The organism is Sodalis sp. RH16 (assembly GCF_047324245.1).
In the GTDB taxonomy this organism is placed as follows: domain Bacteria; phylum Pseudomonadota; class Gammaproteobacteria; order Enterobacterales; family Enterobacteriaceae; genus Acerihabitans; species Acerihabitans ligni.
In genome coordinates, this window is sequence record NZ_CP178737.1 from 3633758 (window position 1) to 3658552 (window position 24795).

Here is a 24795-nt window from a genome sequence, read left to right on the forward strand (position 1 = left end):
CGTGTCTAAGCGTCGAGTTGTTGTGACCGGACTCGGCATGTTGTCTCCTGTCGGCAATACCGTAGAATCTACGTGGAGCGCGCTCCTTGCCGGACAGAGTGGCATCGGCCTGATCGACCATTTTGATACCTCAGCCTATGCAACGCGTTTTGCGGGCCTGGTGAAAAACTTTAATTGTGAAGATTATCTATCGCGTAAAGAAGCACGCAAGATGGATATTTTCATCCAATACGGCATTGCCGCCGGCATACAGGCAATGCAGGACTCGGGACTGATAGTTACCGAAGAAAACGCCACCCGCATCGGCGCGGCGATTGGTTCGGGTATCGGCGGTCTGGGTCTGATTGAAGACAACCATACCGCGCTTATTAACGGCGGGCCGCGTAAAATCAGCCCGTTTTTTGTGCCCTCCACCATCGTTAATATGATAGCCGGCCATCTGACCATCATGTGCGGACTGCGTGGCCCCAGCATTTGCATTGCTACCGCCTGTACTACCGGAGTGCATAATATCGGCCAGGCCGCGCGTATCATCGCTTATAACGATGCGGATGTGATGCTGGCCGGCGGCGCCGAAAAAGGCAGCACTCCTTTGGGCGTCGGTGGTTTTGGCGCCGCGCGCGCATTGTCCACGCGCAATGATGATCCCCAGGCGGCGAGCCGTCCCTGGGACCGCGATCGGGACGGATTCGTACTGGGGGACGGTGCCGGCGTCATGGTGCTGGAAGAGTACGAACACGCAAAAAAACGCGGCGCGAAAATATACGCCGAACTGGTGGGTTTCGGCATGAGCAGCGACGCCTACCATATGACGTCGCCGCCGGAAAATGGCGCCGGAGCGGCGCTGGCCATGGAAAACGCCTTGCGCGACGCGGACATTACCCCATCTCAGGTGCTTTATATCAACGCTCACGGCACGTCAACGCCGGTGGGTGATAAAGCGGAAACCTATGCCGTGAAGTCAGTCTTCCGGGAAGATGCGCATAAGGTCATGATAAGCTCCACCAAATCCATGACCGGCCATCTGCTGGGGGCCGCCGGGGCGATTGAGGCCATATTCAGCGTGCTGGCGCTGCGCGATCAGGCGATACCGCCCACCATCAACCTGGATAATCCCGGCGAAGAATGCGATCTGGATTTTGTGCCCCATGAAGCCCGCCGGGTGACCGACATGCAATATACGCTGTGTAACTCTTTCGGTTTCGGCGGTACCAACGGCTCGCTGGTATTCCGCAGGATCTGACTCAGCGTTGTACTTTATGGCCCGTTAATCGGGCCATTTTTTTATCCCGTCCCATCACAGCCCCGGCGCAGGTGAGATATGTATTGGATCAACGGAGAACCTCGGCAGCAACTGCCTTTGACCGATCGTGCCATTCAGTTCGGCGACGGCTTTTTTACCACCGCCCGCATCCGAACGGGACGCATAGATCTCTTGTCCTACCATTTGGAAAGATTGGCGCAGTCAGCCGCCCGCCTGCTGTTTGACCCCCTGGACCTGGCGGTGCTGGAACGGGAAATGCGACAGGCGGCTGAACAATGGCGGGACGGAGTGCTCAAAGTCATTATCAGCCGCGGCAGCGGCGGCAGGGGCTACAGCGCCGCCGGCTGCGGGATGCCGCTGCGGATTCTCAGCCATGGCGAGGCCCCGCCCCATTACCCGTTGTGGCGCCGCCAGGGTGTGAATTTGACTCTTAGTCCCGTTGCCCTGGCATGCAATCCCCTGTTGGCCGGGATAAAGCATCTCAACCGCCTGGAGCAGGTATTGATTCGCACCCGGCTGGAGCAGACCGCCGGCGCGCAGGAGGCCGTGGTGCTGGATACCCGGGGTTACGTCACCGAATGCTGCGCCGCGAATATTTTTTGGCGGCGCGGCAGCGAGGTTTACACGCCGACGCTGGAACAGTCGGGGGTGGCGGGTGTGATGCGGCGGCATATCATGACGCTGTCCACGGAATCGCCCTTTACCCTGCATCTGGTGGATGCCCTGCCGGCGGCATTGCTTGCGGCCGACGAAGTGATCATTTGCAATGCCTTGATGCCCGTTTTGCCGGTGAATCGTTTTGATGAACGCATCTATCAGGACAGAACATTATTTGAATATCTTAGACCGAGCTGTTAACAGAGTTCTTGCATGAAGAAAAACATACTTATTTTCGCCGTCATTCTGGCGCTATTGGCCGGCGGGGCGGCTTATTGCCTGTTGCAAATCAGGCATTTTGCCGCATCGCCCCTTACCATCACGCAGGAGAAAATCTTCACCTTGCCGGCCGGTACAGGGCGTGAAGGGCTAAAGACCGCGCTGCGCCAGGAGCATATTATCAAGCATGCCCGCTGGCTGCCCTGGCTGTGGCAATGGGAACCGAGTTTGGCCGCATTCAAGGCCGGGACCTATCGGTTTACCCCCGGCATGACCGTTCGGGAAATGCTTGAATTATTGGCCAGCGGCAAAGAAGCCCAATTTTCTATTCGCTTTATCGAAGGCTCGACCCTGAAAGAATGGCTGGTTATCCTGGATAAAGCGCCTTATGTTAAACACACTGCGGCCAATCTGCCGCTGGATCAATTGGCCGAACGCCTGGGCGTGGATCCGGCGCAGCCCCTGGAAGGGCATTTCTATCCGGATACCTATCTCTATACCGCCCAGACCACCGATATCGCGCTGTTGAAACGGGCCTGGCAGCGCATGGATAAAACTCTCGGTACCGTCTGGCAGGGCAGAGCGGACGGATTGCCTTACAAAAAGCCCGCGGACCTGCTGACCATGGCGTCCATCGTTGAAAAAGAAACCGGCCTGCCGGAAGAACGGGCCAAAGTGGCGTCGGTATTTATTAACCGCCTGCGGCTGGGCATGCGTTTGCAAACCGATCCCACGGTCATTTACGGCATGGGGGAAGGGTATAAAGGCACCCTCAGCCGACAGGATCTCGGCGAAGCAACGCCGTATAATACCTATGTGATTACCGGGCTGCCGCCGGCGCCGATCGCTATGCCGGGCCACGCATCGCTCCTGGCCGCCGCACATCCGGAAAAGACCTCGTATCTCTATTTTGTCGCCGATGGCAAAGGCCGGCATGTGTTCAGCAATAACCTGGCGAGCCATAATAAAGCCGTGCAGCAATATCGTGAAAGCCTCAAGGAAATCCATGGACAGTAAATTCATCGTTATCGAGGGACTGGAAGGCGCCGGCAAAACCAGCGCGATTCAGGTTATCGTCGAGACGCTACGCCGCCACGGCATTGAAGATGTGGTCTTTACCCGAGAGCCGGGGGGAACGCCGCTGGCGGAAGCATTGCGTCGGTTGATCAAAGACGGCGCCGACAATGAGGCGGTCACTGATAAAGCCGAACTGCTGATGCTGTACGCGGCCCGGGCCCAATTGGTGGAGACGGTGATTAAACCGGCGCTGGCGCGCGGCGCATGGGTGGTGGGGGATCGTCACGATCTCTCGTCCCAGGCTTATCAGGGCGGGGGCCGCGGCGTGGATCCGCAACTGCTGGAGACGCTGCGCGACCTGGTGCTGGGGGACTTTCGTCCGGATTTAACCCTATACCTGGATTTGCCGCCGGTCTTGGGTTTGCAGCGGGCCCGGGCGCGGGGCGAACTCGATCGCATTGAACAGGAGTCGCTGGCCTTTTTTGAACGTACCCGGCAGCGCTACCTGGAACTGGCGGCGAAGGATCCCTCCATCGTTACCTTGGATGCTGGCCGTTCGCTGGAACAGGTGGCCGAGGACGTGCGCGCCTTGCTGGAAAACTGGTTTACCGCCCGGGAGCGGCGCCCATGAACTGGTATCCCTGGCTGAACGCGCCTTATCGGCAAATTATTGCCCGCTATCAGGACGGCCGGGGGCACCATGCCTTATTGATTCATGCCCTCAAGGGCTCCGGCGTTGACTCGCTGTGCTACGCCATCAGCCGCTGGCTGATGTGCCGCCAGCCGGAAGGAATGAAGAGCTGCGGCCATTGCCACAGTTGCCAACTGATGATGGCGGGCAATCATCCTGACTTTTACCGGCCGGAGCCGGAAAAGGGGCGAAGCAGCCTGGGCGTGGACAGCATACGGCAGGTGATAGATCCGCTGTATAACCATGCGCAGCAGGGGGGAGCGAAGGTGGTGTGGCTGCCGGATGCCGAAGCACTCACCGAACAGGCGGCGAATGCCCTGCTGAAAACACTGGAAGAACCGCCGGACCGGACCTATTTTCTGCTGGCCTGCCGCGAGCCGTCGCATCTGTTGCCCACCCTGCGCAGCCGCTGCCTTTACCGGCATCTGCCGGCGCCTGATGAACCCACCGGTTCCGGCTGGCTGTTGCAGCAGGGCATCCGCGACGCGGAACAGGCCCGCACGGCGCTACGGCTGTATAACGGCGCGCCCCTGGCGGCGCTGGACATACTGCAGCCCGCCAGATGGGCGGAACGGCAGGGGCTATGCGACGGTATTCGGCAGGCCCTCGCCCGGCGGGATCTGCTCTCGCTGCTGCCCTTTCTGAATAAAGACAAGGATGACGAACCGCTATACTGGCTGCTCACGCTGCTTACCGATGCGTTGAAATGGCAGGCGGGGGCGGTCGCCTTTGCCGTTAATCAGGATCAGCGGTTGCTGGTGGAGCAGCTCGGCACCCGCTATCCGTCCGGTATCCTGCATCACCAGCTGCATCAATGGCTGGAATGCCGCCGGCAATGGCAGACTATCAGCGGCATCAATCGCGAGCTGTTGCTCACTAATCAGTTGCTTAACTGGGATGAGGCGGCGGATGTCGGCGCCCACCCCTGGAGCCTTTAGAGGAAAAGAAGATGTTTTTGGTCGATTCTCACTGTCATCTCGACGGATTGAATTATGAAACCGTGCACCGTGACGTGAATGACGTCGTGGCGAAGGCCGGGGCAAGGGATGTGCGCCTGATGCTGGCAGTGGCCACGTCGCTGCCGGGTTTCCATAAAATGACCGAACTTATCGGTCGCCGCGACGAGGTGCTGCTCTCCTGCGGCATACATCCGCTGAATCTGGACGAACCCTATGATTTTGCCGAACTCAGGCGCCTTGCGGCCGGCGAAGCGGTGGTGGCGCTGGGTGAAACCGGCCTGGATTATTATTACCAGCAGGATAATAAACCGGAGCAGCAGACGTCGCTGCGGGAGCATATCCGTATCGGCCGTGAGCTTGATAAACCGGTGATTATTCATACCCGTTCCGCCCGCGAGGATACGCTGGCCATTCTGCGGGAGGAGCGGGCCGGGGAGTGCGGCGGCGTACTGCATTGCTTTACCGAGGACACCGAGACGGCAAAAACGCTGTTGGATTTGGGGTTTTATATTTCCTTTTCCGGCATGATCACCTTCAAAAAAGCCGACGCCCTGCGTGAGGCGGCGCGATATGTGCCGCTGGACCGGCTGCTGGTGGAAACCGATTCCCCCTATCTTGCGCCGGTACCTTACCGCGGCAAGGAAAACCAGCCGGCTTACGTCCGGGATGTGGCGGAGTATATGGCGGCGCTGAAAGGGGTGACGGTGGAACAGCTGGCGGACGCCACCACCGACAATTTCGGCCGTCTGTTCCATGTGGATCCCCGCCGATTGGGTAAATGATTTATATTGCGGCGATAAATGTGATTTTTCGACTCGTATTCGGCCGCTTTTAGCGCTACTCTTCCGCCGCGCAAATGTCCGGGGATGTGCAATCTCCGCGGCGGCTTAAAAGTGCATAAACAGGGGGCGGCGACAGGGACGAAATCGCTGAAATTCCGGAAACGTGATTACTATCAAACACATTTTCGCGGATTTATTTTACCCTTCGTAATAAATAAAGGAACCCGGTTTCCATACGATCAAAAGTCCTATGAGGCTTTTGCGCCCGCTTGTGCGGGAAAAGATCAGCAGCATTGACTCAGGAGCATACAATTTATGTTTAACAACGCATTTGCAGACCTGCAAAAAGTAGGTAAATCGCTAATGCTGCCGGTATCGGTATTGCCCATCGCCGGCATTTTGCTGGGCGTCGGGTCGGCCGAGTTCAGCTGGATTCCCGCGGTTATTTCCCACGTCATGGCGGAAGCGGGCGGTTCGGTCTTCGCCAATATGCCGCTGATTTTCGCCATCGGCGTGGCCCTGGGTTTCACCAACAACGACGGCGTCTCGGCGCTGGCGGCGGTGGTGGCCTACGGTATCATGGTCAAAACCATGGCGGTGGTTGCTCCTTTGGTACTGCATCTGCCCGCGGACGAGATCGCCGCCAAACATCTGGCGGACACCGGGGTGCTGGGAGGCATTATTTCCGGCGCCATTGCCGCCTATATGTTCAATCGTTTTTACCGCATCAGGCTGCCCGAATACCTGGGATTCTTTTCCGGGAAACGATTTGTACCCATTATTTCCGGTTTATTCGCCATTCTGCTGGGCGTGGTGCTGTCCTTTATCTGGCCGCCCATCGGGGCGGCGATTCAGATCTTTTCCAAGTGGGCGGCGTACCAGAATCCGGTGGTGGCTTTCGGTATCTACGGTGTCGTGGAGCGCGCGCTGGTGCCGTTCGGCCTGCACCACATCTGGAATGTGCCTTTCCAGATGCAGGTGGGTGATTATACCAACGCCGCCGGCCAGGTCTTCCATGGCGATATTCCCCGCTATATGGCGGGCGACCCGGAGGCGGGTAAATTGTCCGGCGGTTTCCTGTTCAAGATGTACGGCCTGCCGGCCGCCGCTATTGCCATCTGGCACTCCGCCAAACCGGAAAACCGCGCCAAGGTGGGGGGAATCATGCTGTCGGGGGCATTAACCGCCTTTCTGACCGGCATCACCGAACCCATTGAGTTTTCCTTTATCTTTGTCGCACCCATCCTGTACGTGATCCATGCGATCCTGGCCGGCCTGGCGTTCCCCATTTGCATCCTGCTGGGCATGCGCGACGGCACCAGCTTTTCCCACGGCCTGATTGATTTCATCGTGCTCAGCGGCAACAGCAGCCGTATCTGGCTATTCCCGGTGGTGGGCATTATTTACGGGATAATCTATTACACCCTGTTCCGGGTGCTGATTGTAAAATTGGACCTGAAAACCCCGGGCCGCGAGGTCACCGGCACGCAGCAGCTGGCACAGGCCGGTACGGAAATGGCCGGCGCGCTGGTGAAAGCCTTCGGCGGCAGGGAAAATATTACCAACCTGGATGCCTGTATTACCCGTTTGCGCATCAGCGTGGCGGATATTACCAAGGTGGACCAGGCCGGGCTCAAACGCCTGGGCGCCGCCGGCGTCGTGGTGGCGGGCTCAGGGGTGCAGGCCATCTTCGGCACCCGTTCGGATAATCTGAAAACCGACATGGATGAATATATACGTCAATTTGCCTGATTCGGTATAAACCCGCTATACCCAAAATCATTCGAATTGCAGGAAGGCGGCAGCGCAGCGACAAATCTGTCAGGAGCAGATTTGAACAGCGCTTGCGCTGACCCGAAGGGTGGACCTCAGGGATGATGCTCATCCATCCCCAGGCGCTTACTCAGATAGGTGACCGGGGTGAGCGAGGGAAGCCAACGCGCCGGCAACTCGGGGATGGTAGCCGTTATCGCGCGGATCGAGCCTCCAATCAAGTTTCCCTTCAGGTTACGCGTAATAAATTGCGTTCAAGGTTGAAAAAAGAGGGGTAAGTCGCTCATACTCCTTGCACTATCCTTTTTGCTACAAGGAACGATGCCATGGCAGAAGAAACCATTTTCAGCAAGATTATCCGCCGGGAAATCCCTTCGGAAATCGTTTATCAGGATGAGCTGGTTACCGCTTTTCGCGATATCTCCCCCAAAGCCCCAAGCCACATCGTTATAGTGCCGAACGTGCTGATCCCCACGGTAAATGATGTCACCGCCGAACATGAAGCGGCGCTGGGACGCATGTTTACCGCCGCGGCGAAAATCGCCGAGCAGGAAGGGATCGCCGAGGACGGTTTCCGGTTGATAATCAACTGTAATCGCCACGGCGGCCAAGAGGTTTATCATCTGCATATGCATCTTTTGGGCGGTAAAGCCCTCGGACCGCTGGTGTCATACTGATCGGGGAAATATATGCGTTTTGCGCGTTTTGCTCCGTCATTGTTAGTGGGCCTGCTGCTGGCCGCGGGTTGCAGTAGCGGCGGCCATAAGACGCTGATGATTAACAATCAGCAATCCCTAGTGATGGATCCGTCGGTAATGACGGCGGGCATAAACGCCCAGCCGCCCTCCATCGGCGACGTTCAGGGACAAAAGCGGGCTGCGGCCGTGATACACAATGACCAGTCCCATCCGGTCACTGTTCATTATCGTTTCTATTGGTATGACCGGCAGGGTCTGGATATCCTGCCTTATGCCAGCGTGCAGACCCTGGTAATCCCGCCGGGCGCTACGGTGACGGTGGATGCCACCAGCGGTAATCTTGAGGCGCGACAGGTCCGCCTTTATCTTTATATCTGATTTTCGCCTGAGTGAGCAAAGATGAAAAAGTTTACCTTCGTCGTGCTGGCCGCCATGGTCCTGACCGGATGTCTGACACGTCCGCCAGAGCAGCAACAGCCGGCTCCCATAGAACCGGCGCAGCCTGTGCCTAGTCAACCCCCGGTGTCCGTGCCGCCGCCGGCGACGGTACCGGCGCCGCCGACCATCAGGACGCTTGACTGGCAGGGCAGCGTCGCACCGCTGGTGCAACAGATGCTCACCGTTAAGGATATCGCTCCGGGAAGCATGCTGGTGGTCAATACGGTCAAAAACAATACCAACGGCACTATACAGACCGCCAAGGCCACCGACGCCATCTACAATGCCCTGGCGTCCAATGGTAAGTTTACCGTCGTCGCCCAGCCGCAAATTACTGCGGCCAAGCAAACCCTCGGCCTATCGACGGATGACAGCCTGGAGTCGCGGAGCAAAGCGGTGGGACTGGCGCGTTACGTTAATGCGCAATACGTTCTGTACACCGATGCCGGCGGTGACGCCAAGGCGCCGGACCTGGAGATGCAGCTGATGCTGGTGCAGACCGGGGAGATTATCTGGTCGGGAAAAGGAAGTGTGCAACCCTGATTTTGATCTCGCCTTGTGGTTAAGACGGCTATTGCCCCCATCGGCATCAGCCGGCTGCCAGGTAGAGAAGGTGAGCGGGCTGAGCGGCGAAAGCCGGCGTGTGCGCGCCGGGGAACGGGACTGGCTGGCGCGGCAGGTCACGCCGCATAAACGCATGCTAGGGGCCGACAATGTGCGCGAATATCGCATTTTGCGGCAGCTTTCCGCCAGCGGATTGGCGCCCAGGCCCGTCGCGCTGATCCCCCGCGGGTTAGTGGTGGACTGGACCCCGGGTGAGAGCCTGTCCGCGGTACAGTGGCAGGAGTGCCTAAACAATGGCTCGCTCGCCCGGCGGATCGGGCAATTACACCGGCTGCCGCGCTACGGTTATCCGCTGGCGCTCCAAGGCCGCTATGAAACCTATTGGCAATTGACCGATCCCGCCCGGCGCTGTCCGGCCTGGCTGCGGCTGCATCAGCGGTTTATGGCGCAAAAACCCCCTACGCCCTTGAAAGTGGTACCGATGCATATGGATGTGCATGCCGACAATCTTATTCGTGACCGGCAGGGGGCTATCTCTCTTATTGATTGGGAATATGCCGCCGACGGTGACTTTGCCCTGGAGCTGGCGGCGCTGTTTCGCGGCAATGGCCTGAACATCCGGCAGCAGACCGTGTTTTTGGCCGCCTACCTGGCCTGTTCCGGCGGATTTACCCCGGCCGCCGTAACACGGCAGATTTCCGCCTGGCTACCCTGGGTGGATTACCTGATGCTGATGTGGTACGAAGTGCGCTGGCACCAAACCCGGCAGCGTCAATTTTTGCAGTTTGCCCGGCCGCCGCGGCTCCGTTTGGGGCTACCGGTCTGAAGGCCGCCGCGGCCACGGGCGGGATGACGTCCGATTAGGGATTATAAACAAGAATATATACCCTAAATAATTCGAATCGCAGGAAGGCCAATGCACCTGCAGTTTGAAGCATGCTGGGAATATCAAAATGTTGAGGTTGCTGTGGGTCCACTGATGTTAGATGTCGCCGGCTACGAGCTGGATAACGAAGAACGCGAAATATTACAGCACCCGCTGGTGGGCGGTGTGATTATCTTTACCCGGAATTATCACGATCCTGAACAGCTGGCGGCATTGATTAGACAAATACGTAAAGCCTCCCGCGAGCGCCTGGTGGTGGCGGTGGATCAGGAGGGCGGGCGGGTACAGCGCTTTCGCGAGGGATTTACCCTGATACCGGCGGCTCAGTCCTATGCCGCGTTGCTGGATATGCCGGAAGCCTTGCGTATGGCCCGTGAAGCCGGCTGGTTAATGGCCTCTGAAATGATCAGCATGGATATCGATATCAGCTTTGCGCCGGTATTAGACATCGGCCACGGCAGCGCGGCAATCGGCGAGCGGGCTTTTCATGACCAGCCGGAAACGGCGGTTGAATTGGCGGCCAGCTTTATCGACGGCATGCATGAAGCCGGCATGAAGGCCACCGGCAAGCATTTTCCCGGCCATGGGGCGGTAATAGCGGATTCCCATAAGGAAACGCCGGTGGACTCCCGGACGCTTACGGAAATCCGCAGGCGGGATATGCGCGTTTTCTCCACCCTGATCCAGCGCGGCGCGCTGGATGCCATCATGCCCGCCCATGTTATCTATCCTGACGCCGATCCCCTTCCCGCCAGCGGCTCTCCTTTCTGGTTAAAACAGGTGTTGCGGCAAGAACTGTCGTTCAACGGCATTATTTTCTCCGATGATTTATCCATGGAAGGCGCGGCGGTGATGGGGGGCTATACCGAGCGGGCGCAGGCTTCCATGGCGGCCGGCTGCGATATGATATTGGTTTGCAACAATCGCGCCGGCGCGGTATCGGTATTGGATAATCTGTCGGCGATCAATGTCGAGGCGCCGGCCGCGTTATACCATCGGGGAAGCTGCCCTCGAAAAACCCTAATGAGTTCCGCCAGATGGCGGCAAACCCATCGGCAGCTGACTCTGCTATCGAAGCAATGGGCGGATGAGAAACAGCGGCGGGAGGAGTTCCCCGAACGCTGAGGCATCGGCAACCGACCTTATGCAAGACGAGGATAACGATGATCATCTATTTGCACGGTTTTGATTCCAATAGTCCCGGTAATCACGAAAAGGTGCTGCAACTGCAGTTTATTGATCCCGATGTCCGGCTGATAAGTTACAGCACGCTCCACCCGCGTCACGATATGCAGCATCTCCTTAAAGAAGTGGACAAGATGCAGCAGTTGACCGATGACGAGCGTCCGCTGATTTGCGGCGTGGGGCTGGGCGGCTTTTGGGCGGAACGGATCGGTTTCCTGTGCGACATGCGCCAGGTTATCGTCAATCCCAACCTTTTCCCCGCGGAGAATATGCCCGGCAAAATAGACAGGCCGGAAGAGTATGTGGATATCGCCACTAAATGCGTGGAAAACTTCCGCGATAAAAATCGCGACCGCTGTCTGGTTTTGCTGTCCCGACATGACGAAGCCCTCGACAACCAGCGTAGCGCCGATCTGCTTAAGCCCTACTACGAGATAATCTGGGACGAAAAGCAAAGCCACAAATTCAAAAACATTTCGCCCCATTTGTTGAGGATCCAAGCTTTCAAGGCGCTGGGTTAGGGCGCCCGTCTCAAAATGCCGTCCCCTGAAAATTGATTTATATCAATTTTGGTATGACCAAATGACCTGACATGATAATCTTACTTCAGTAAGAAATTATTTCAGCGTAACCACGTGTTATATAAGGATATTCATAAGCCTTTATTAACGGTTGGTTTACAATTGGAGGTCATTTTGTCATCAACCCTAAAGAAAATTGTCATCATCGGCGGCGGCGCCGGCGGGCTGGAGCTGGCCACCCGCCTGGGTAATACCCTTGGCCGCAAGCGTCGGGCACAGATTACCCTGGTGGATCGCAATCACAGCCATTTATGGAAACCCCTGTTGCATGAGGTGGCCACCGGTTCGCTGGATGAAGGCGTCGACGCCATCAGCTATCTGGCCCATGCCCATAACCATCATTTTCATTTTCAGATGGGCAGCCTGAGCGACATCGACCGCGGCGAAAAAAAGGTTCAGCTGGATGCTATCCGCGACAGCGCCGGCGAACTGCTGGTGCCGGCGCGGCATCTCTCCTATGACATTCTGGTCATGGCGCTGGGCAGCGTATCCAATGATTTCGGCACCGAAGGCGTGAAGGAACATTGCATTTTCCTGGATAATCCGGTGGAGGCTCAGCGTTTCCATCACCGGATGCTGAATTTGTTTTTACGGCACTCAACCCGTTCCAACGACGATGAACGGGTCAATATCGCCATTGTCGGCGGCGGCGCCACCGGCGTGGAACTGTCGGCGGAGTTGCACAATGCCGTACAGGAATTGCACAGCTACGGTTTTGAGGGCGTCGATAACCAGGCGCTGAATGTCACCCTTGTCGAAGCCGGGGAACGTATATTGCCGGCTCTGCCGGTACGTATCTCTTCATCCGCCCATCAGGAGCTGACGAAAATGGGCGTACGGGTGCTCACCGGCACGCTGGTGACCCGTGCCGCAGCGGACGGACTGACCACCAAAGAGGGCGAATTTATCCCGGCGGAGCTGATGGTATGGGCGGCCGGCATCAAGGCGCCGGATTTTATGAAGGATATCGCCGGACTGGAAACCAATCGCGCCAACCAGCTGGTGGTACAGCCGACGCTGCAAACTACCCGAGATCCGATGATTTTCGCCATCGGCGATTGCGCCTCCTGTCCGCAGGATTCCGGCCGGCTTGTACCGCCGCGAGCCCAGGCGGCCCACCAGATGGCGACGCGGGCCTATGGCAATATTCTGGCGTTATTGAACGAAAAACCCCTGACGGCCTACGTTTACAAAGATCACGGCTCGCTGGTATCGCTTTCCCGGTTCAGCACCGTCGGCAGCCTGATGGGTAATTTAATGCGCGGTTCCATGATGATCGAAGGGCGCATCGCCCGGGCGGTCTATATCTCGCTGTACCGCATGCATCAGATTGCACTGCACGGCCTGCTTAAAACCGGCCTGATGATGCTGGTGGGGCGTATCAACCGGGTCATCCGGCCGCATTTGAAACTGCATTAATGTCCCGGCCCTGCCGCAGGCAGGGCCAACACCACCTCGCAACGTCCCGATACCTACGGCGATGGCTACCCGCTGTCCGTCAAGCAATCTATGACGCCTTTGTCTTATTTTTCAGTATAAAGTGTTAATAAATCGATCGGAAGTGTTAAGAATTCTCTCAAAATTGGATTTATGACGGAGAAATGCACCATTTTCGGCCATCTGTCTTATTGCCACTCTTGACTCGCTTGGGCAGACTTCGCACTAACCGGGGTAATAATCGCGCATGTCGTCTCGGTCGGGTTGGGGTTGCCGTCAAAACATTATCCTCTGGCGCAGGCGCCCCGCTGTGTGAAGCTGCTCTTTCGCAGTGATGCGCGAATGTTGATTTAAGGAGAATTTTCCATGAATAAATCGATGTTAGCCGGCGTCGGCATAGGCGTAATAGCGGCTTCCGGCATTGCAGCGGTGGCCGGGTTGGACGTATTCTCCTCCGGCCCAAAATATGCGCAGGTGGTTACGGCGACGCCTATCAATGAAACCGTCAGGACTCCTCGTCAGCAGTGCCGTACCGTTGCCGTTACCCACCGGCGCCCGGTGCAGGATGAAAATAAAATCGCCGGGTCGCTCATCGGCGCGGTAGCGGGCGGGGTGCTCGGGCATCAGTTCGGCGGCGGTCACGGCAGAAGCGTGACCACGGTTGCCGGCGCGCTGGCGGGCGGCTATGCCGGAAACCAGGTACAGGGCAGCCTGCAGAATAACGACACCTACACCACCAACCAGGAGCGGTGCCAGACGGTGTATGACAAATCGCAGAAACTGCTCGGTTACGATGTGACTTACAAAATTGGCGATCAAGAGGGCAAAATCCGCATGGATCGCGATCCCGGCACCAAGATACCCTTGGACAGACAAGGACGCCTGGATCTTAGCGGCAGCAACAGCGATAACAAGGCCTAAGCCGCCGGATCCATATGGCACGCCAGGCCCCGCCATCACCGGACGTGCAGCGGCGTGTTAAAGGGAAACCGGGCCGATGGGGTCGAAACGGCTCAGGCCGGAAGCCGATGCTGATCCAAGCCTTCCAGCAGTTGATGCACATACTCCAGCCGGGCCGGACGACCCGGCAGCTCCTTAATAAACTTCAGCCGGGTCGGGCCGTCCAGCCGAAAGGTCTTCGGGTCGCGCTGCAACAAGCCAATCAAATATCCCGGATCGACGCAATTCTTCCCGCTGAACTCAATAAAGCCGCCCTTGTCATTGCCCTCGATACGCTTAATCCCGAGCTTGCGGGCGCGCTGGCGCAGCACGGCGATATCCAGCAAATGACGGGCCGGATCGGGCAGCAGCCCGAACCTGTCTATAAGTTCAACCTTGAGCTCTTCAATCTCCTGCTTGTCCGGCGCGCTGGCGATGCGCTTATAAAAGGACAGCCGCGTATTCACGTCGGGAATATACTCTTCCGGCAACAGAGCCGGCATACGCAACTCCACGTCGGTCAATTCGCTGGTAAGATCCTCCAGCGACGGCTCCCGCCCGGCTTTCAAAGCCTCCACCGCGCTTTCCAGCAATTCCATATACAGCGAAAAGCCGATGGTTTCCAGTTGGCCGCTCTGATCTTCCCCCAACAGTTCCCCGGCGCCGCGGATCTCCAGATCATGGGTTGCCAAAGCGAATCCGGCGCCCAAATCTTCCAGTGAAGCGATGGCTTCCAGCCGTTTCAGCGCGTCCTGGCTCATGGCTTTCGGCGGCGGCGTAAGCAGGTAGGCATAAGCCTGATGATGGGAACGCCCGACCCGGCCGCGCAGCTGGTGAAGCTGCGCCAGGCCGAAATTGTCCGCCCGCTCGATAATAATGGTATTGGCATTGGCAATATCGATGCCGGTCTCAATGATGGTGGTACACACCAGCACATTAAAGCGCTGATGATGAAAATCGTTCATCACCCGCTCCAGATCGCGCTCCCGCATCTGCCCGTGGCCGATGGCTATCCGTGCTTCCGGCACCAGCTCCTGCAGGCGCCGGGTGGCTTTCTCGATATTTTCCACATCATTATAGAGATAGTACACCTGGCCGCCGCGCAGCACTTCCCGCAGGATGGCCTCACGCACCACCAGGCTGTCATACTCCCGGACAAACGTTTTTACCGCCAGGCGGCGCGCCGGCGGCGTGGCGATAATGGACAAATCGCGCATGCCGCTCATGGCCATATTCAGCGTGCGGGGAATAGGGGTGGCGGTCAGGGTCAAAATGTCCACATCGGCCCGCATCGCTTTGATGCGCTCCTTATGCCGCACCCCGAAGCGGTGCTCCTCATCCACAATCAGCAGGCCCAAATCCCGCCATTTGATATCGCTTTGCAGCAGCTTATGGGTGCCGATAAGAATATCCACCTTGCCGTCGGCGGTCAGCTCCAGCACCTGGGCCTGATCCTTGGCGCTGCGAAAGCGGGAGATCATCTCGATGCGTACCGGCCAGTTGGCGAAGCGATCGCGGAAATTATCGAAATGTTGCTGCGCCAGCAGGGTAGTGGGCACCAGGACGGCTACCTGTTTGTGATTCTCGATGGCCAGGAAGGCGGCGCGCATGGCCACTTCGGTTTTGCCGAAGCCGACATCGCCGCACACCAGGCGATCCATGGCCAGCGGGCGGCACATGTCGCTAAGCACCGCATTAATGGCCTGCGCCTGGTCGGGGGTGGGTTCAAAGGGGAAACCTTCGCAGAACAGCTGGTAATTTTCACGGTTGTGGCGAAAGGCAAAGCCGGTTTTCGCCGCGCGCTGAGCGTAAATATCCAGCAGTTCGGCCGCCACGTCCCGTACCCGCTCCGCCGCTTTTTGCCGGGCGCGCGACCAGGCATCGCCTCCCAGTTTGTGCAATGGGGCGTTTTCTTCCGAACCGCCCGCGTAGCGGCTGATCAAATGCAGCGACGAAACCGGCACGTAGAGCTTGTCATGGCCGGCATAAGTCAGAATCAGGTATTCCGCCTTGATGCCGCCGGCTTCAAGGGTAGTCATACCGGCGTAGCGGCCGACGCCGTGTTCAAGATGAACCACCGGCTGGCCGGGGTGCAGTTCCGCCAGATTGCGTATCAGCGTATCGGCATTGATGGTGCGGCGATTATCCTGGCGCCGCCGGCTGACCCGTTCCCCCAGCAGATCCCCTTCGCAAATCAGGGCGCGGCGGTGGTAATTATCGATAAAACCGCGCTCGCTGGCGCCGATGATCAGGTAATTCCCCGGCGTCTCGGCATTATCCAGCCGCTGGATTAAGCGGGGATTGAGTTTGATGCGGGCCAGCAGTTCCTGCAGAGTTTCCCGCCGCCCTTCGCTTTCCACCGAAAAAATCACCCGGCCGTCGAACTGCTCGCAAAACCGGCGCAGTTTATCCAGCGGGGCTTTGTTCTGCGCCTCAACCGCCAGGTCGGGCAGGGGGTGATAATCCAGATTGATATTGGCGGATTTCTCCGGCAGCTTGTCGCTGATAAGCTGTATCCGCGGCCAGTTTTTCAGTTCGCTGAACAAACTGTCCACCCGCAGCCATAATAACTCCGGCGCCACCAGCGGACGCATGGGATCCACGCCGCGGTTTTCGTAGCGCAACTGCACATCCTGCCAGAAACGGTTCGCGCCGGTATCCAAATCGCCGGTGTTGATAAGCAGCGTATTGGCCGGCAAATAACTGAACAGCGGCGGCAGCGGCTCGCTGAAAAACAGCGGCTGCCAGTATTCGATACCGGTGGGCAGCATACCTTTGCTCACCTGCTGGTAAATATGTTCGGCGTCCCGCCGTACCTCGAATTGTTCACGCCACTGGCTGCGAAACAGCTCAATGGCGGTTTTGTCGGTGGGAAATTCATGGGCCGGCAGCAGATTGATACTCTCCACCTCATGCAGGGTCCGCTGGCTATCCACGTCGAAAATGCGCAGGCTGTCGATTTCATCATCGAAAAAGTCAATACGATAGGGCTCTTCGCTGCCCATGGGATAGAGGTCGAGCAGGGCGCCCCGGGTGGCGAACTCTCCGTGCTCCATCACCTGGTCCACTCCCCGGTAGCCGGCCTGCTCCAGCTGGGCGCGCAGCCTGTCGCGGGACAGCCGCTGGCCCTTTTTCATCACCAGCGCATGCCCGTGCAGGAAGGAGTGGGGACATACCCGTTGCATCAGGGTATTGATCGGCAGGATAATAATTCCCCGCTCCATCGACGGCAGTTGGTATAATGTCGATAGCCGGTCGGAAATAATTTCCTGATGCGGTGAAAAATTGTCGTAAGGCAGCGTTTCCCAATCGGGCAGGGTAATCACCCTCTGGGCGGTAAACTGGCTGATTTCATCACGCAGCCGCAGGGCGTTTTGCACATCCGGCGCTATCAGCATGACCGGGCCGGGATAGCGATCGACAATGGCGGCGCATTCCACTGCGCAGGCCGCACCGGTGAGCTGACCCAATAAACGCTGTTCACCGGGGCGTACAGGTAAGGTATAACGATATTGTTCGGACATAAACAGTGGCTAAATCTCTTCTTTTACGTTTGGGGTGCGTTACGGGGCCTTTTCAGCACGGCCTGTGGCGAATCGGTTATGCAGTAAGCATGATGGCGTATGTTGAGTTGCCTAACAAGAATAAAAGCCGGTTATGGCGGCGGTTAATGGTTCCATAAAACGGTACGACCCTTTATTATCCTTGATCACTTTGCTTTGGCAACCGCATCCAAACGGAATTCAATGTATCAACCTGTCGCATTATATATCGGCCTGCGCTACATGCGCGGGCGGGCATCGGACCGATTCGGGCGCTTTGTCTCCTGGCTATCCACTATCGGCATCACCCTCGGCGTTATGGCGCTGGTCACCGTATTATCGGTGATGAACGGCTTTGAGCGCGAGCTCGAAGGCAATATTCTCGGCGTGATGCCCCATGCGCTTATTACCACGGCCGAAGGCTCGTTGGATCCTAAACGTATTCCGCCTTCAGCGCTAGAAAGACTTGCGGGTATAAGCCATATCGCTCCCCTCGTGACCGGCGACGTCGTGCTGCAAAGCGCGCGCAGCGTGGCGGTGGGGGTGATGCTGGGAGTCAATCCCGCGGACCCGGAACCTCTGGCCCGCTTTCTGGTGAACGTGCGGATGGATGCGCTTGCTCCCGGCGGTTACCAGGTGATCCTGGGAGAACAGCTGGCCGGCCAGCTCGGGGTGAAACGCGGCGATCGGCTGCGGCTGATGGTGCCGGGCGCCAGCCAGTTCACGCCGATGGGCCGCATTCCCAGCCAGCGTCTATTCACCGTTGCCGGCACCTTTAACGCCAATAGCGAAGTGGACGGTTACCAGCTCTTGACCAATCAGCAGGACGCCTCGCGCCTGATGCGCTATCCGGCCGGCAATATCACCGGCTGGCGCCTGTGGCTGAACAAGCCGCTGGACGTGGACGCCGTCAGCCGCCAGGCGATGCCGCCGGGCACGGTCTGGAAGGATTGGCGCGAACGCAAGGGAGAACTGTTCCAGGCGGTGCGCATGGAAAAAAACATGATGGGTTTGCTGCTCAGCCTGATTGTGGCGGTGGCGGCGTTTAATATCATCACCTCCCTGGGCTTGCTGGTGATGGAGAAACAGGGCGAAGTGGCGATATTGCAAACCCTAGGCCTAACCCGTCGCCAGGTGATGCTGGTGTTTATGGTCCAGGGCGCCGGCGCCGGTATCATCGGTGCGCTGCTGGGGACCGGGCTCGGGCTGTTGCTGGCCAGCCAGCTTAACAATCTGATGCCGGTGATCGGCACCTTCCTCGACGGCGCGCAGTTGCCGGTGGATATCGATTCCCTGCAGGTAGCCGTCATCGCCGTGCTGGCGATGGCGGTGGCGTTGCTGTCCACGCTTTATCCCTCCTGGCGCGCCGCCGCCGCTCATCCCGCCGAGGCTTTACGTTATGAATAGTGCTCCTTTGTTGCAGTGTAACAAGTTGAGTAAGCGTTATCAGGAAGGCAAGCTGTTTACCGATGTGCTGCGCGACGTGACCTTTTCCCTGCAGCCGGGAGAAATGATGGCCATCGTGGGCAGTTCCGGTTCCGGCAAAAGCACCTTGCTGCATATGCTGGGGGGATTGGACGAACCCACCTCCGGCGAGGTGATTTTCGAAGGGCGGCAGTTGAACAGCCTGTCGTCCCAGGCGCGGGCGGAGATCCGTAACCGCCGGCTGGGATTTATCTATCAGTTTCATCATCTGCTGCCGGATTTCACCGCTATGGAGAACATCGCCATGCCGCTGCTGATTGGCGGCACCTCTGCCCAAGAGGCGCGAGCCACGGCGCGTGAAATGCTGGCGTCGGTGGGGCTGGAGAAGCGAGGCCGGCACCGGCCGTCCGAGCTGTCCGGCGGCGAGCGCCAGCGGGTGGCCATTGCCCGCGCGCTGGTGAACCATCCGGCGCTGGTGCTGGCGGATGAGCCTACCGGGAATCTGGATCAGCGCACCGCCGACAGTATTTTTGAACTGCTGGGCGAACTGAATATGCGCCAGGGCACGGCGTTCCTGGTGGTTACCCATGACCTGCATCTGGCCCGGCGGTTGAATCGACAGCTTGAAATGCGCGACGGGCAGCTGTGGCAGGACGGCGAATTGCTGGGAGTGCGGGAATGATAGGTATCCCGCTTTCATTGACGATTGCGCTGCGTTTCAGCCGGGGAAGGCGGCGCGGGGGCATGGTCTCGCTGATTTCCATCATCTCCACCCTGGGCATTGCGCTGGGCGTGGCGGTGCTGATTATCGGCCTGAGCGCCATGAACGGTTTCGAACGGGAGCTGAACAACCGCATTCTGGCGGTAGTGCCCCATGGTGAAATCGAGCCGGTAAATCCGCCCTTCACCGATTGGCCGGCGATATTGACCCGTATCGAAAAGGTGCCTGGCATCGCCGCCGCGGCGCCCTATGTGAACTTTACCGGCCTGATTGAACGGGAGGACAAGCTGAAAGCCGTTCAGGTCAGGGGCGTCGATACCGCGCAGGAGGCCCGGTTAAGCGCGCTGCCGCAGTATGTACAGGGCGATGCCTGGCGGAATTTCAGCGCCGGTAAACAGCAGATCATTATCGGACAGGGGGTGGCGCAGGCTCTTAACGTCAAGCAGGGCGACTGGCTGACCATCATGATCCCCAACAGCGATCCGCAAATGAAGCTGCTGGAGCCCAAGCGCATCCGCCTGCAGGTGGAAGGTATCCTGGCCCTGAGCGGCCAGCTGGATCACAGCTTCGCCATGGTGCCGCTGGCGGATGCCCAGCAATATCTGGACATGGCGCAGGATGTCAGCGGCATCGCCATCAAGGTCAACAATCCCTTTATCGCCAATAAGCTGGTACGGGATGCCGGCGAAGTGACCCGCTCCTATGTCTACATCCGCAGCTGGATGGGTACTTACGGCTATATGTACCGGGATATCCAGATGATTCGCGCCATTATGTATCTGGCCATGGTGCTGGTTATCGGCGTAGCCTGTTTTAATATTGTCTCCACGCTGGTGATGGCGGTTAAGGATAAAAGCGAAGATATTGCCATATTGCGAACGCTGGGGGCCAAAGACCGGCTCACCCGTGCTATTTTTATCTGGTACGGTCTGTTGGCAGGACTGACGGGAAGCGTGAGCGGCGTGGTGGTAGGGGTATTGGTGGCGTTGAATCTGACGGGACTGGTCAAGGGCATTGAATCGCTGCTGGGCCATAATCTGCTTTCCGGCGATATTTATTATATCGATTTTTTGCCCACCGAGCTGCATTGGCTGGATGTGGCCAGCGTGCTGGGCACGGCATTGCTGCTCAGCCTGGTGGCAAGCTGGTATCCGGCCCGTCGCGCCAGCCGCATCGATCCGGCGCGGGTACTTAGCGGTCAGTAGTCATGCATTAAGGAACCACCAGCATGCGTATACATCGCCGGTTAATCCGGTTTCGTAAAAGTAAACGCCTCAGGCAGCAGCGATTGCGTTCGCGTATTTTTCATCGGGATACCATGGCGGTGACTAAAATGAAAAAACCTTTTGTGGTGGTTTTGACCGGGGCGGGAATCTCCGCGGAGTCCGGCATCCGGACGTTCCGCGCCGCCGACGGGTTATGGGAAGAGCACCACGTCGAGGATGTGGCTACCCCCGAAGGGTTCCAGCGCAACCCCCAATTGGTGCAGGCGTTTTATAATGCCCGCCGCCGTCAGCTGCAGCAGCCTGATATCGCCCCCAATGCCGCGCACCGGGCGCTGGCGGAGCTGGAACAGATCCTGGGGGATAATTTTCTGCTGGTAACGCAAAATATCGATAATTTACATGAACGGGCCGGCAGCCGGCGTATTATCCATATGCATGGCGAACTGCTTAAGGTGCGCTGTGTGCAAAGCGGGCAGATTGTGGAGTGGACCGACGACATCACCGAACAGGATCGCTGCCACTGCTGCCAGTTTCCCGCGGTATTACGTCCCCACGTGGTCTGGTTCGGCGAGATGCCGCTGGGTATGGAAGATATTTACGACGCGCTGGGTCGGGCGGATTATTTCCTGGCCATCGGCACGTCCGGCCATGTTTATCCGGCGGCGGGTTTTGTCCATGAGGCCCGCTTGAACGGTGCCCGAACCGTAGAGCTCAATCTGGAACCGAGCCAGGTGGAAAGCCAGTTTGAAGAACATGTGTACGGTCCGGCCAGCCAATGCGTTCCGGCCTTTGTCAGTAAATTCATCAGCGGCTTCGTTGAACAGCGGGGCTAACTTGCGTCCGTCCGCCCGGGACGGACCGGTCTGCTTTGCCTGCCATTTCCCATTCGCTCTCCAGCATTCCCCTTCGCGCAAACAGCGGTTATTTCACCAAAATGTCATTACATAGTCGGTCTCTTGCTAAGAAAAACGCAGCTTTAGGTTAAGTGGAAATACGCTATGCTAAAGCTATGCGCTTTTTTGCGACCAAAACAGTGAAAAATGACCTGACACAATATTTGAAGAATCATCGCTACCCATAATGGGTGTCGTAGATGCGACAGGCGGATAAAATGGATAAATTACTCGATCGTTTTTTAAATTATGTTTCCTTTGATACCCAATCCAAGCCGGGGGTTAAGCAGGTACCCAGTACCGACGGACAGTGGAAGCTGGCGCATGCCCTTGAAGAGGAACTGAATGTCCTGGGTTTTTCCCATGTGTCGCTAAGCGAGCACGGCTGCGTGATGGCTACGCTGCCGTCTAATGTCGCCTGGACGGTGCCCGTCATCGGTTTTATTTCCCACATGGATACCTCACCGGATTTTACCGCCAAGCATGTCAATCCGCAGATCGTTGAAAACTATCGCGGCGGGGATATTGCCCTGGGGAACGGAGACGAAATTCTTTCGCCGGTGATGTTCCCGGTGCTGCACCATTTATTGGGGCACAGCCTGGTCACCACCGACGGAAAAACACTGCTGGGGGCCGATGACAAAGCCGGTATTGCTGAAATCATCACCGCTATGGTCCGCCTCAAAACCAAACAGATTCCCCACGGCGATATCCGTATTGCCTTTACGCCCGACGAGGAAGTGGGCAAAGGCGCGCAGTTTTTCGATGTTGAGCGGTTCGGCGCCGAATGGGCATACACCATGGATGGCGGGGGCATCGGCGAACTGGAGTACGAGAATTTCAATGCCGCGTCGGTAGTGGTTAAAATCGTCGGTAATAACGTACACCCCGGTACCGCCAAAGGCGTTATGGTGAACGCCTTATCCCTGGCAACCCGTTTCCATCAAAAAATGCCGGTGAATGAAACCCCTGAAACCACCGAGGGCTACCAAGGTTTTTATCATCTTCACAGCCTGAAGGGCTCGGTGGATCGGGCGGAAATGCACTATATCCTGCGTGATTTCGACAGGCAGAGTTTTGCCGCTCGCAAGCAGTTTATGATAGATACCGCCGAGGAAGTGGGGAAGGGACTGCATCCGGACTGCTACATTGAGCTTACCATCGAAGACAGTTACTACAATATGCATGAGCAGGTGGCGAAATATCCGCATATTATCGAGCTGGCCCAGCAGGCGATACGCGACAGCGGACTCGAACCGGTAATGAAGCCGATTCGCGGCGGTACCGACGGCGCGCAGCTGTCGTTTCGCGGATTGCCCTGCCCGAATGTGTTTACCGGCGGTTACAACTACCACGGCAAACATGAATTCGCTTCCCAGGACGGCATGGAAAAAGCGGTACAGGTGATCATGCGCATCGCGGAACTGAGCGCGCTGCGCTCCAAAAGCACCGGGCAAAAAAAGTAAGATCGAGTTGCAGCAAGCCGCGGCCTACACTGCCGCGGCTCGAAAGATGAAGGCATTGATAACCAATAGTTTTCGAGTTGCAGCAAGCGCAGCCAACACAGCTGCGGCTCGAAAGATGAAGGTTAGTTTTTGAAATACCAGTAGCCGCTATTGATAAGCGCTGTAAGCAGCGCCAGGAAAGAAGGATCTTCCAGCGCGTCGCCCAATTGACTTGCCGCCACCTGATAATCGCGGGCCAGGGCGGCCACCGCCGCTTGATGCGTGGTGACAATCTGTTCGCCGTTAACAAAAAATTCCGTGCCGACTTTTAATACCCGCAGGCCTCCCAGCCGTTGCAGGCTGTCCCCCTGTTGCAGCAGATCGTAAATTTCCCCTGCCTGATAAGGGGGCTCGGGCGGCGCCAGATCCAGTTCATGGCGGGATTGGGAAATAAACTCGCCGAACCAGTGGTTGAATTGCTCAGGCTGCTGTACCAGATCCGTCATCATGGCCCGCAGCGCGTCGATCTCTTCCGGCAATACCGCCGCCGGGTCTTCGCGCAAAGAGATGCCGGGATCGCTATAACGCTCACTGCCTAATTCCTGGGCCAAGACGTAATCCGCAAAGCCGCTCACCAGCTCGCGCCCGCTCGGCGCGCGGAAACCCACCGAATAATTCAGCGCATTTTCCAGCGAATAACCCTCATGGGGAAATCCCGGCGGAATATACAGTACGTCTCCAGGCTCCATTTCTTCATCGATAATGGCGTCAAAAGGTTCAATCTGAAGCAGATCGGGGTGCGGGCAGTGCTGCTTGAAGACCCCTTTATCACCCACGCGCCAATGACGGCGGCCGGTGCCCTGAATGATAAAAACATCGTATTGATCAAGATGGGGGCCCACGCCGCCGCCGGGAACGGCAAACGAGATCATCAGATCGTCGATACGCCAGTCGGGAAGCTGCCTGAAAGGGCGCAACAATGCGGCGGAAGGCTCATGCCAGTGGTCAACTGCCTGCACCAGCAGGGACCAGTTGGTCTCGCCAAGGTGATCGAAGCTTTCAAACGGACCATGGCTCACCTGCCAGCGGCCTTCATCATGGCTGACCAGGCGGCTATCGATCTCGGTTTCCATCGCCAGCCCGGCCAATTCATCCGGTGAAAGGGGATCGTGAAAATTTTTAAAGGCACGCTTAATAATGACGGGCCGTTTTTGCCAGTAGCGCTGTAAAAAGTCTTTCCAGTCAATATCGAGTTGATAATCCATAGCCTATTCCACCATAAGGGACCCTGAATGGATTATAACGGAAGCAGGCGGGATAAGGTGGGTAATTTATCTGATGGAGTGCATAAATCCGCTATAAAATAATCCGTTAGCTAATAAAAGCCTTAAAAGATTTTTATTTCGAATGCTCAATGGACGGGACTTTTCACAATAAGACTCCTTATCGGCGG

22 protein-coding genes are annotated in these 24795 nt (G+C 57.5%); 20 read left to right on the top strand and 2 right to left on the bottom strand.

The annotated features are described in order from the left end of the window. Window position 1: 1 nt before the first annotated feature. The 15 genes from fabF (at window position 2) to ACL2XJ_RS16815 (ending at window position 14072) form a co-directional block, all read left to right on the top strand. Complete coding sequence (gene fabF, locus ACL2XJ_RS16745; RefSeq protein ID WP_132922486.1) at window positions 2-1243, top strand: beta-ketoacyl-ACP synthase II; 1242 nt, start codon at window positions 2-4, stop codon at window positions 1241-1243. 78 nt (window positions 1244-1321) lie between these two features. After that, window positions 1322-2122: an aminodeoxychorismate lyase gene (gene pabC, locus ACL2XJ_RS16750; protein ID WP_203522133.1), complete on the top strand. Its 801-nt coding sequence runs from the start codon at window positions 1322-1324 to the stop codon at window positions 2120-2122. A gap of 12 nt (window positions 2123-2134) precedes the next feature. Continuing rightward, window positions 2135-3157, top strand: coding sequence for an endolytic transglycosylase MltG (mltG, locus tag ACL2XJ_RS16755; protein ID WP_413723848.1), 1023 nt, complete (start codon window positions 2135-2137; stop codon window positions 3155-3157). Further along, the gene (tmk, locus tag ACL2XJ_RS16760) at window positions 3147-3788 is read left to right on the top strand and encodes a dTMP kinase (RefSeq protein ID WP_132922484.1); all 642 of its coding nucleotides are present in this window, start codon (window positions 3147-3149) and stop codon (window positions 3786-3788) included. The genes mltG and tmk overlap by 11 nt, the downstream gene beginning before the upstream one ends. Further along, window positions 3785-4786: a DNA polymerase III subunit delta' gene (gene holB, locus ACL2XJ_RS16765; RefSeq protein WP_413723849.1), complete on the top strand. Its 1002-nt coding sequence runs from the start codon at window positions 3785-3787 to the stop codon at window positions 4784-4786. The genes tmk and holB overlap by 4 nt, the downstream gene beginning before the upstream one ends. 11 nt (window positions 4787-4797) lie before the next feature. Then, window positions 4798-5589 carry a metal-dependent hydrolase gene (locus ACL2XJ_RS16770; protein WP_132922482.1) on the top strand — a complete coding sequence of 264 codons (792 nt, stop codon included), beginning with the start codon at window positions 4798-4800 and terminating at the stop codon, window positions 5587-5589. 315 nt (window positions 5590-5904) lie between these two features. Beyond that, window positions 5905-7341, top strand: a complete 1437-nt coding sequence (gene ptsG, locus ACL2XJ_RS16775; protein WP_132922481.1) for a PTS glucose transporter subunit IIBC — start codon at window positions 5905-5907, stop codon at window positions 7339-7341. Between the two features lie 347 nt (window positions 7342-7688). Further along, window positions 7689-8039, top strand: coding sequence for a purine nucleoside phosphoramidase (gene hinT / locus ACL2XJ_RS16780; RefSeq protein ID WP_132922480.1), 351 nt, complete (start codon window positions 7689-7691; stop codon window positions 8037-8039). A 12-nt stretch (window positions 8040-8051) separates the two neighbouring features. After that, window positions 8052-8438 (top strand): YcfL family protein, encoded by a 387-nt coding sequence (locus ACL2XJ_RS16785; RefSeq protein ID WP_413723850.1) that lies wholly within the window; start codon window positions 8052-8054, stop codon window positions 8436-8438. Window positions 8439-8459: 21 nt separating this feature from the next. Next, window positions 8460-9041 carry a penicillin-binding protein activator LpoB gene (lpoB, locus tag ACL2XJ_RS16790; protein WP_132922478.1) on the top strand — a complete coding sequence of 194 codons (582 nt, stop codon included), beginning with the start codon at window positions 8460-8462 and terminating at the stop codon, window positions 9039-9041. Beyond that, window positions 9028-9888, top strand: coding sequence for a phosphotransferase (locus tag ACL2XJ_RS16795; protein WP_413723851.1), 861 nt, complete (start codon window positions 9028-9030; stop codon window positions 9886-9888). Before lpoB ends, ACL2XJ_RS16795 begins: the two co-directional genes overlap by 14 nt. Before the next feature lie 141 nt (window positions 9889-10029). Continuing rightward, window positions 10030-11073, top strand: a complete 1044-nt coding sequence (nagZ, locus tag ACL2XJ_RS16800; protein WP_413723852.1) for a beta-N-acetylhexosaminidase — start codon at window positions 10030-10032, stop codon at window positions 11071-11073. A 38-nt stretch (window positions 11074-11111) separates the two neighbouring features. After that, a complete protein-coding gene (ycfP, locus tag ACL2XJ_RS16805) occupies window positions 11112-11654 on the top strand; it encodes an alpha/beta hydrolase YcfP (protein ID WP_132922475.1) in 543 nt (180 codons plus the stop codon). A 174-nt stretch (window positions 11655-11828) separates the two neighbouring features. After that, window positions 11829-13133 carry an NAD(P)/FAD-dependent oxidoreductase gene (locus ACL2XJ_RS16810; RefSeq protein WP_132922474.1) on the top strand — a complete coding sequence of 435 codons (1305 nt, stop codon included), beginning with the start codon at window positions 11829-11831 and terminating at the stop codon, window positions 13131-13133. Window positions 13134-13517: 384 nt separating this feature from the next. After that, window positions 13518-14072 (top strand): glycine zipper 2TM domain-containing protein, encoded by a 555-nt coding sequence (locus ACL2XJ_RS16815; protein WP_132922473.1) that lies wholly within the window; start codon window positions 13518-13520, stop codon window positions 14070-14072. Between the two features lie 92 nt (window positions 14073-14164). Here ACL2XJ_RS16815 and mfd read toward each other — a convergent pair whose 3' ends face one another. Then, the gene (mfd, locus tag ACL2XJ_RS16820) at window positions 14165-17614 is read right to left on the bottom strand and encodes a transcription-repair coupling factor (RefSeq protein WP_413723853.1); all 3450 of its coding nucleotides are present in this window, start codon (window positions 17612-17614) and stop codon (window positions 14165-14167) included. Between the two features lie 222 nt (window positions 17615-17836). Here mfd and lolC point away from each other — a divergent pair, with 222 nt between their 5' ends. The 5 genes from lolC (at window position 17837) to pepT (ending at window position 23363) form a co-directional block, all read left to right on the top strand. Then, a complete protein-coding gene (gene lolC, locus ACL2XJ_RS16825) occupies window positions 17837-19039 on the top strand; it encodes a lipoprotein-releasing ABC transporter permease subunit LolC (protein ID WP_132922471.1) in 1203 nt (400 codons plus the stop codon). Further along, window positions 19032-19739: a lipoprotein-releasing ABC transporter ATP-binding protein LolD gene (lolD, locus tag ACL2XJ_RS16830; protein WP_132922470.1), complete on the top strand. Its 708-nt coding sequence runs from the start codon at window positions 19032-19034 to the stop codon at window positions 19737-19739. The genes lolC and lolD overlap by 8 nt, the downstream gene beginning before the upstream one ends. Then, entirely contained in the window at window positions 19739-20983 is a 1245-nt protein-coding gene (lolE, locus tag ACL2XJ_RS16835; RefSeq protein WP_165934280.1) for a lipoprotein-releasing ABC transporter permease subunit LolE, read from the top strand. Before lolD ends, lolE begins: the two co-directional genes overlap by 1 nt. Window positions 20984-21006: 23 nt before the next feature. Beyond that, entirely contained in the window at window positions 21007-21837 is an 831-nt protein-coding gene (gene cobB / locus ACL2XJ_RS16840) for a Sir2 family NAD+-dependent deacetylase (protein WP_132922468.1), read from the top strand. A gap of 278 nt (window positions 21838-22115) precedes the next feature. Next, window positions 22116-23363 (top strand): peptidase T, encoded by a 1248-nt coding sequence (gene pepT, locus ACL2XJ_RS16845; RefSeq protein ID WP_203522123.1) that lies wholly within the window; start codon window positions 22116-22118, stop codon window positions 23361-23363. A 122-nt stretch (window positions 23364-23485) separates the two neighbouring features. Here the strand turns inward: pepT and ACL2XJ_RS16850 are convergent, their stop codons facing one another. Next, complete coding sequence (locus ACL2XJ_RS16850; protein WP_132922466.1) at window positions 23486-24607, bottom strand: cupin domain-containing protein; 1122 nt, start codon at window positions 24605-24607, stop codon at window positions 23486-23488. Window positions 24608-24795 lie beyond the last annotated feature (188 nt).

What these genes read in the sequence shown, in the direction of transcription:
- mltG (WP_413723848.1), top strand. Translation starts at nt 2,135, where the DNA reads ATGAAGAAAAACATACTTATTTTCGCCGTCATTCTGGCGCTATTGGCC.
- tmk (WP_132922484.1), top strand. Translation starts at nt 3,147, where the DNA reads ATGGACAGTAAATTCATCGTTATCGAGGGACTGGAAGGCGCCGGCAAA.
- holB (WP_413723849.1), top strand. Translation starts at nt 3,785, where the DNA reads ATGAACTGGTATCCCTGGCTGAACGCGCCTTATCGGCAAATTATTGCC.
- ptsG (WP_132922481.1), top strand. Translation starts at nt 5,905, where the DNA reads ATGTTTAACAACGCATTTGCAGACCTGCAAAAAGTAGGTAAATCGCTA.
- cobB (WP_132922468.1), top strand. Translation starts at nt 21,007, where the DNA reads ATGCGTATACATCGCCGGTTAATCCGGTTTCGTAAAAGTAAACGCCTC.
- lolC (WP_132922471.1), top strand. Translation starts at nt 17,837, where the DNA reads ATGTATCAACCTGTCGCATTATATATCGGCCTGCGCTACATGCGCGGG.
- mfd (WP_413723853.1), bottom strand. Translation starts at nt 17,614, where the DNA reads ATGTCCGAACAATATCGTTATACCTTACCTGTACGCCCCGGTGAACAG.
- ACL2XJ_RS16785 (WP_413723850.1), top strand. Translation starts at nt 8,052, where the DNA reads ATGCGTTTTGCGCGTTTTGCTCCGTCATTGTTAGTGGGCCTGCTGCTG.
- ACL2XJ_RS16815 (WP_132922473.1), top strand. Translation starts at nt 13,518, where the DNA reads ATGAATAAATCGATGTTAGCCGGCGTCGGCATAGGCGTAATAGCGGCT.
- hinT (WP_132922480.1), top strand. Translation starts at nt 7,689, where the DNA reads ATGGCAGAAGAAACCATTTTCAGCAAGATTATCCGCCGGGAAATCCCT.
- pabC (WP_203522133.1), top strand. Translation starts at nt 1,322, where the DNA reads ATGTATTGGATCAACGGAGAACCTCGGCAGCAACTGCCTTTGACCGAT.
- ACL2XJ_RS16850 (WP_132922466.1), bottom strand. Translation starts at nt 24,607, where the DNA reads ATGGATTATCAACTCGATATTGACTGGAAAGACTTTTTACAGCGCTAC.
- lpoB (WP_132922478.1), top strand. Translation starts at nt 8,460, where the DNA reads ATGAAAAAGTTTACCTTCGTCGTGCTGGCCGCCATGGTCCTGACCGGA.
- pepT (WP_203522123.1), top strand. Translation starts at nt 22,116, where the DNA reads ATGGATAAATTACTCGATCGTTTTTTAAATTATGTTTCCTTTGATACC.
- ACL2XJ_RS16770 (WP_132922482.1), top strand. Translation starts at nt 4,798, where the DNA reads ATGTTTTTGGTCGATTCTCACTGTCATCTCGACGGATTGAATTATGAA.
- lolD (WP_132922470.1), top strand. Translation starts at nt 19,032, where the DNA reads ATGAATAGTGCTCCTTTGTTGCAGTGTAACAAGTTGAGTAAGCGTTAT.
- ycfP (WP_132922475.1), top strand. Translation starts at nt 11,112, where the DNA reads ATGATCATCTATTTGCACGGTTTTGATTCCAATAGTCCCGGTAATCAC.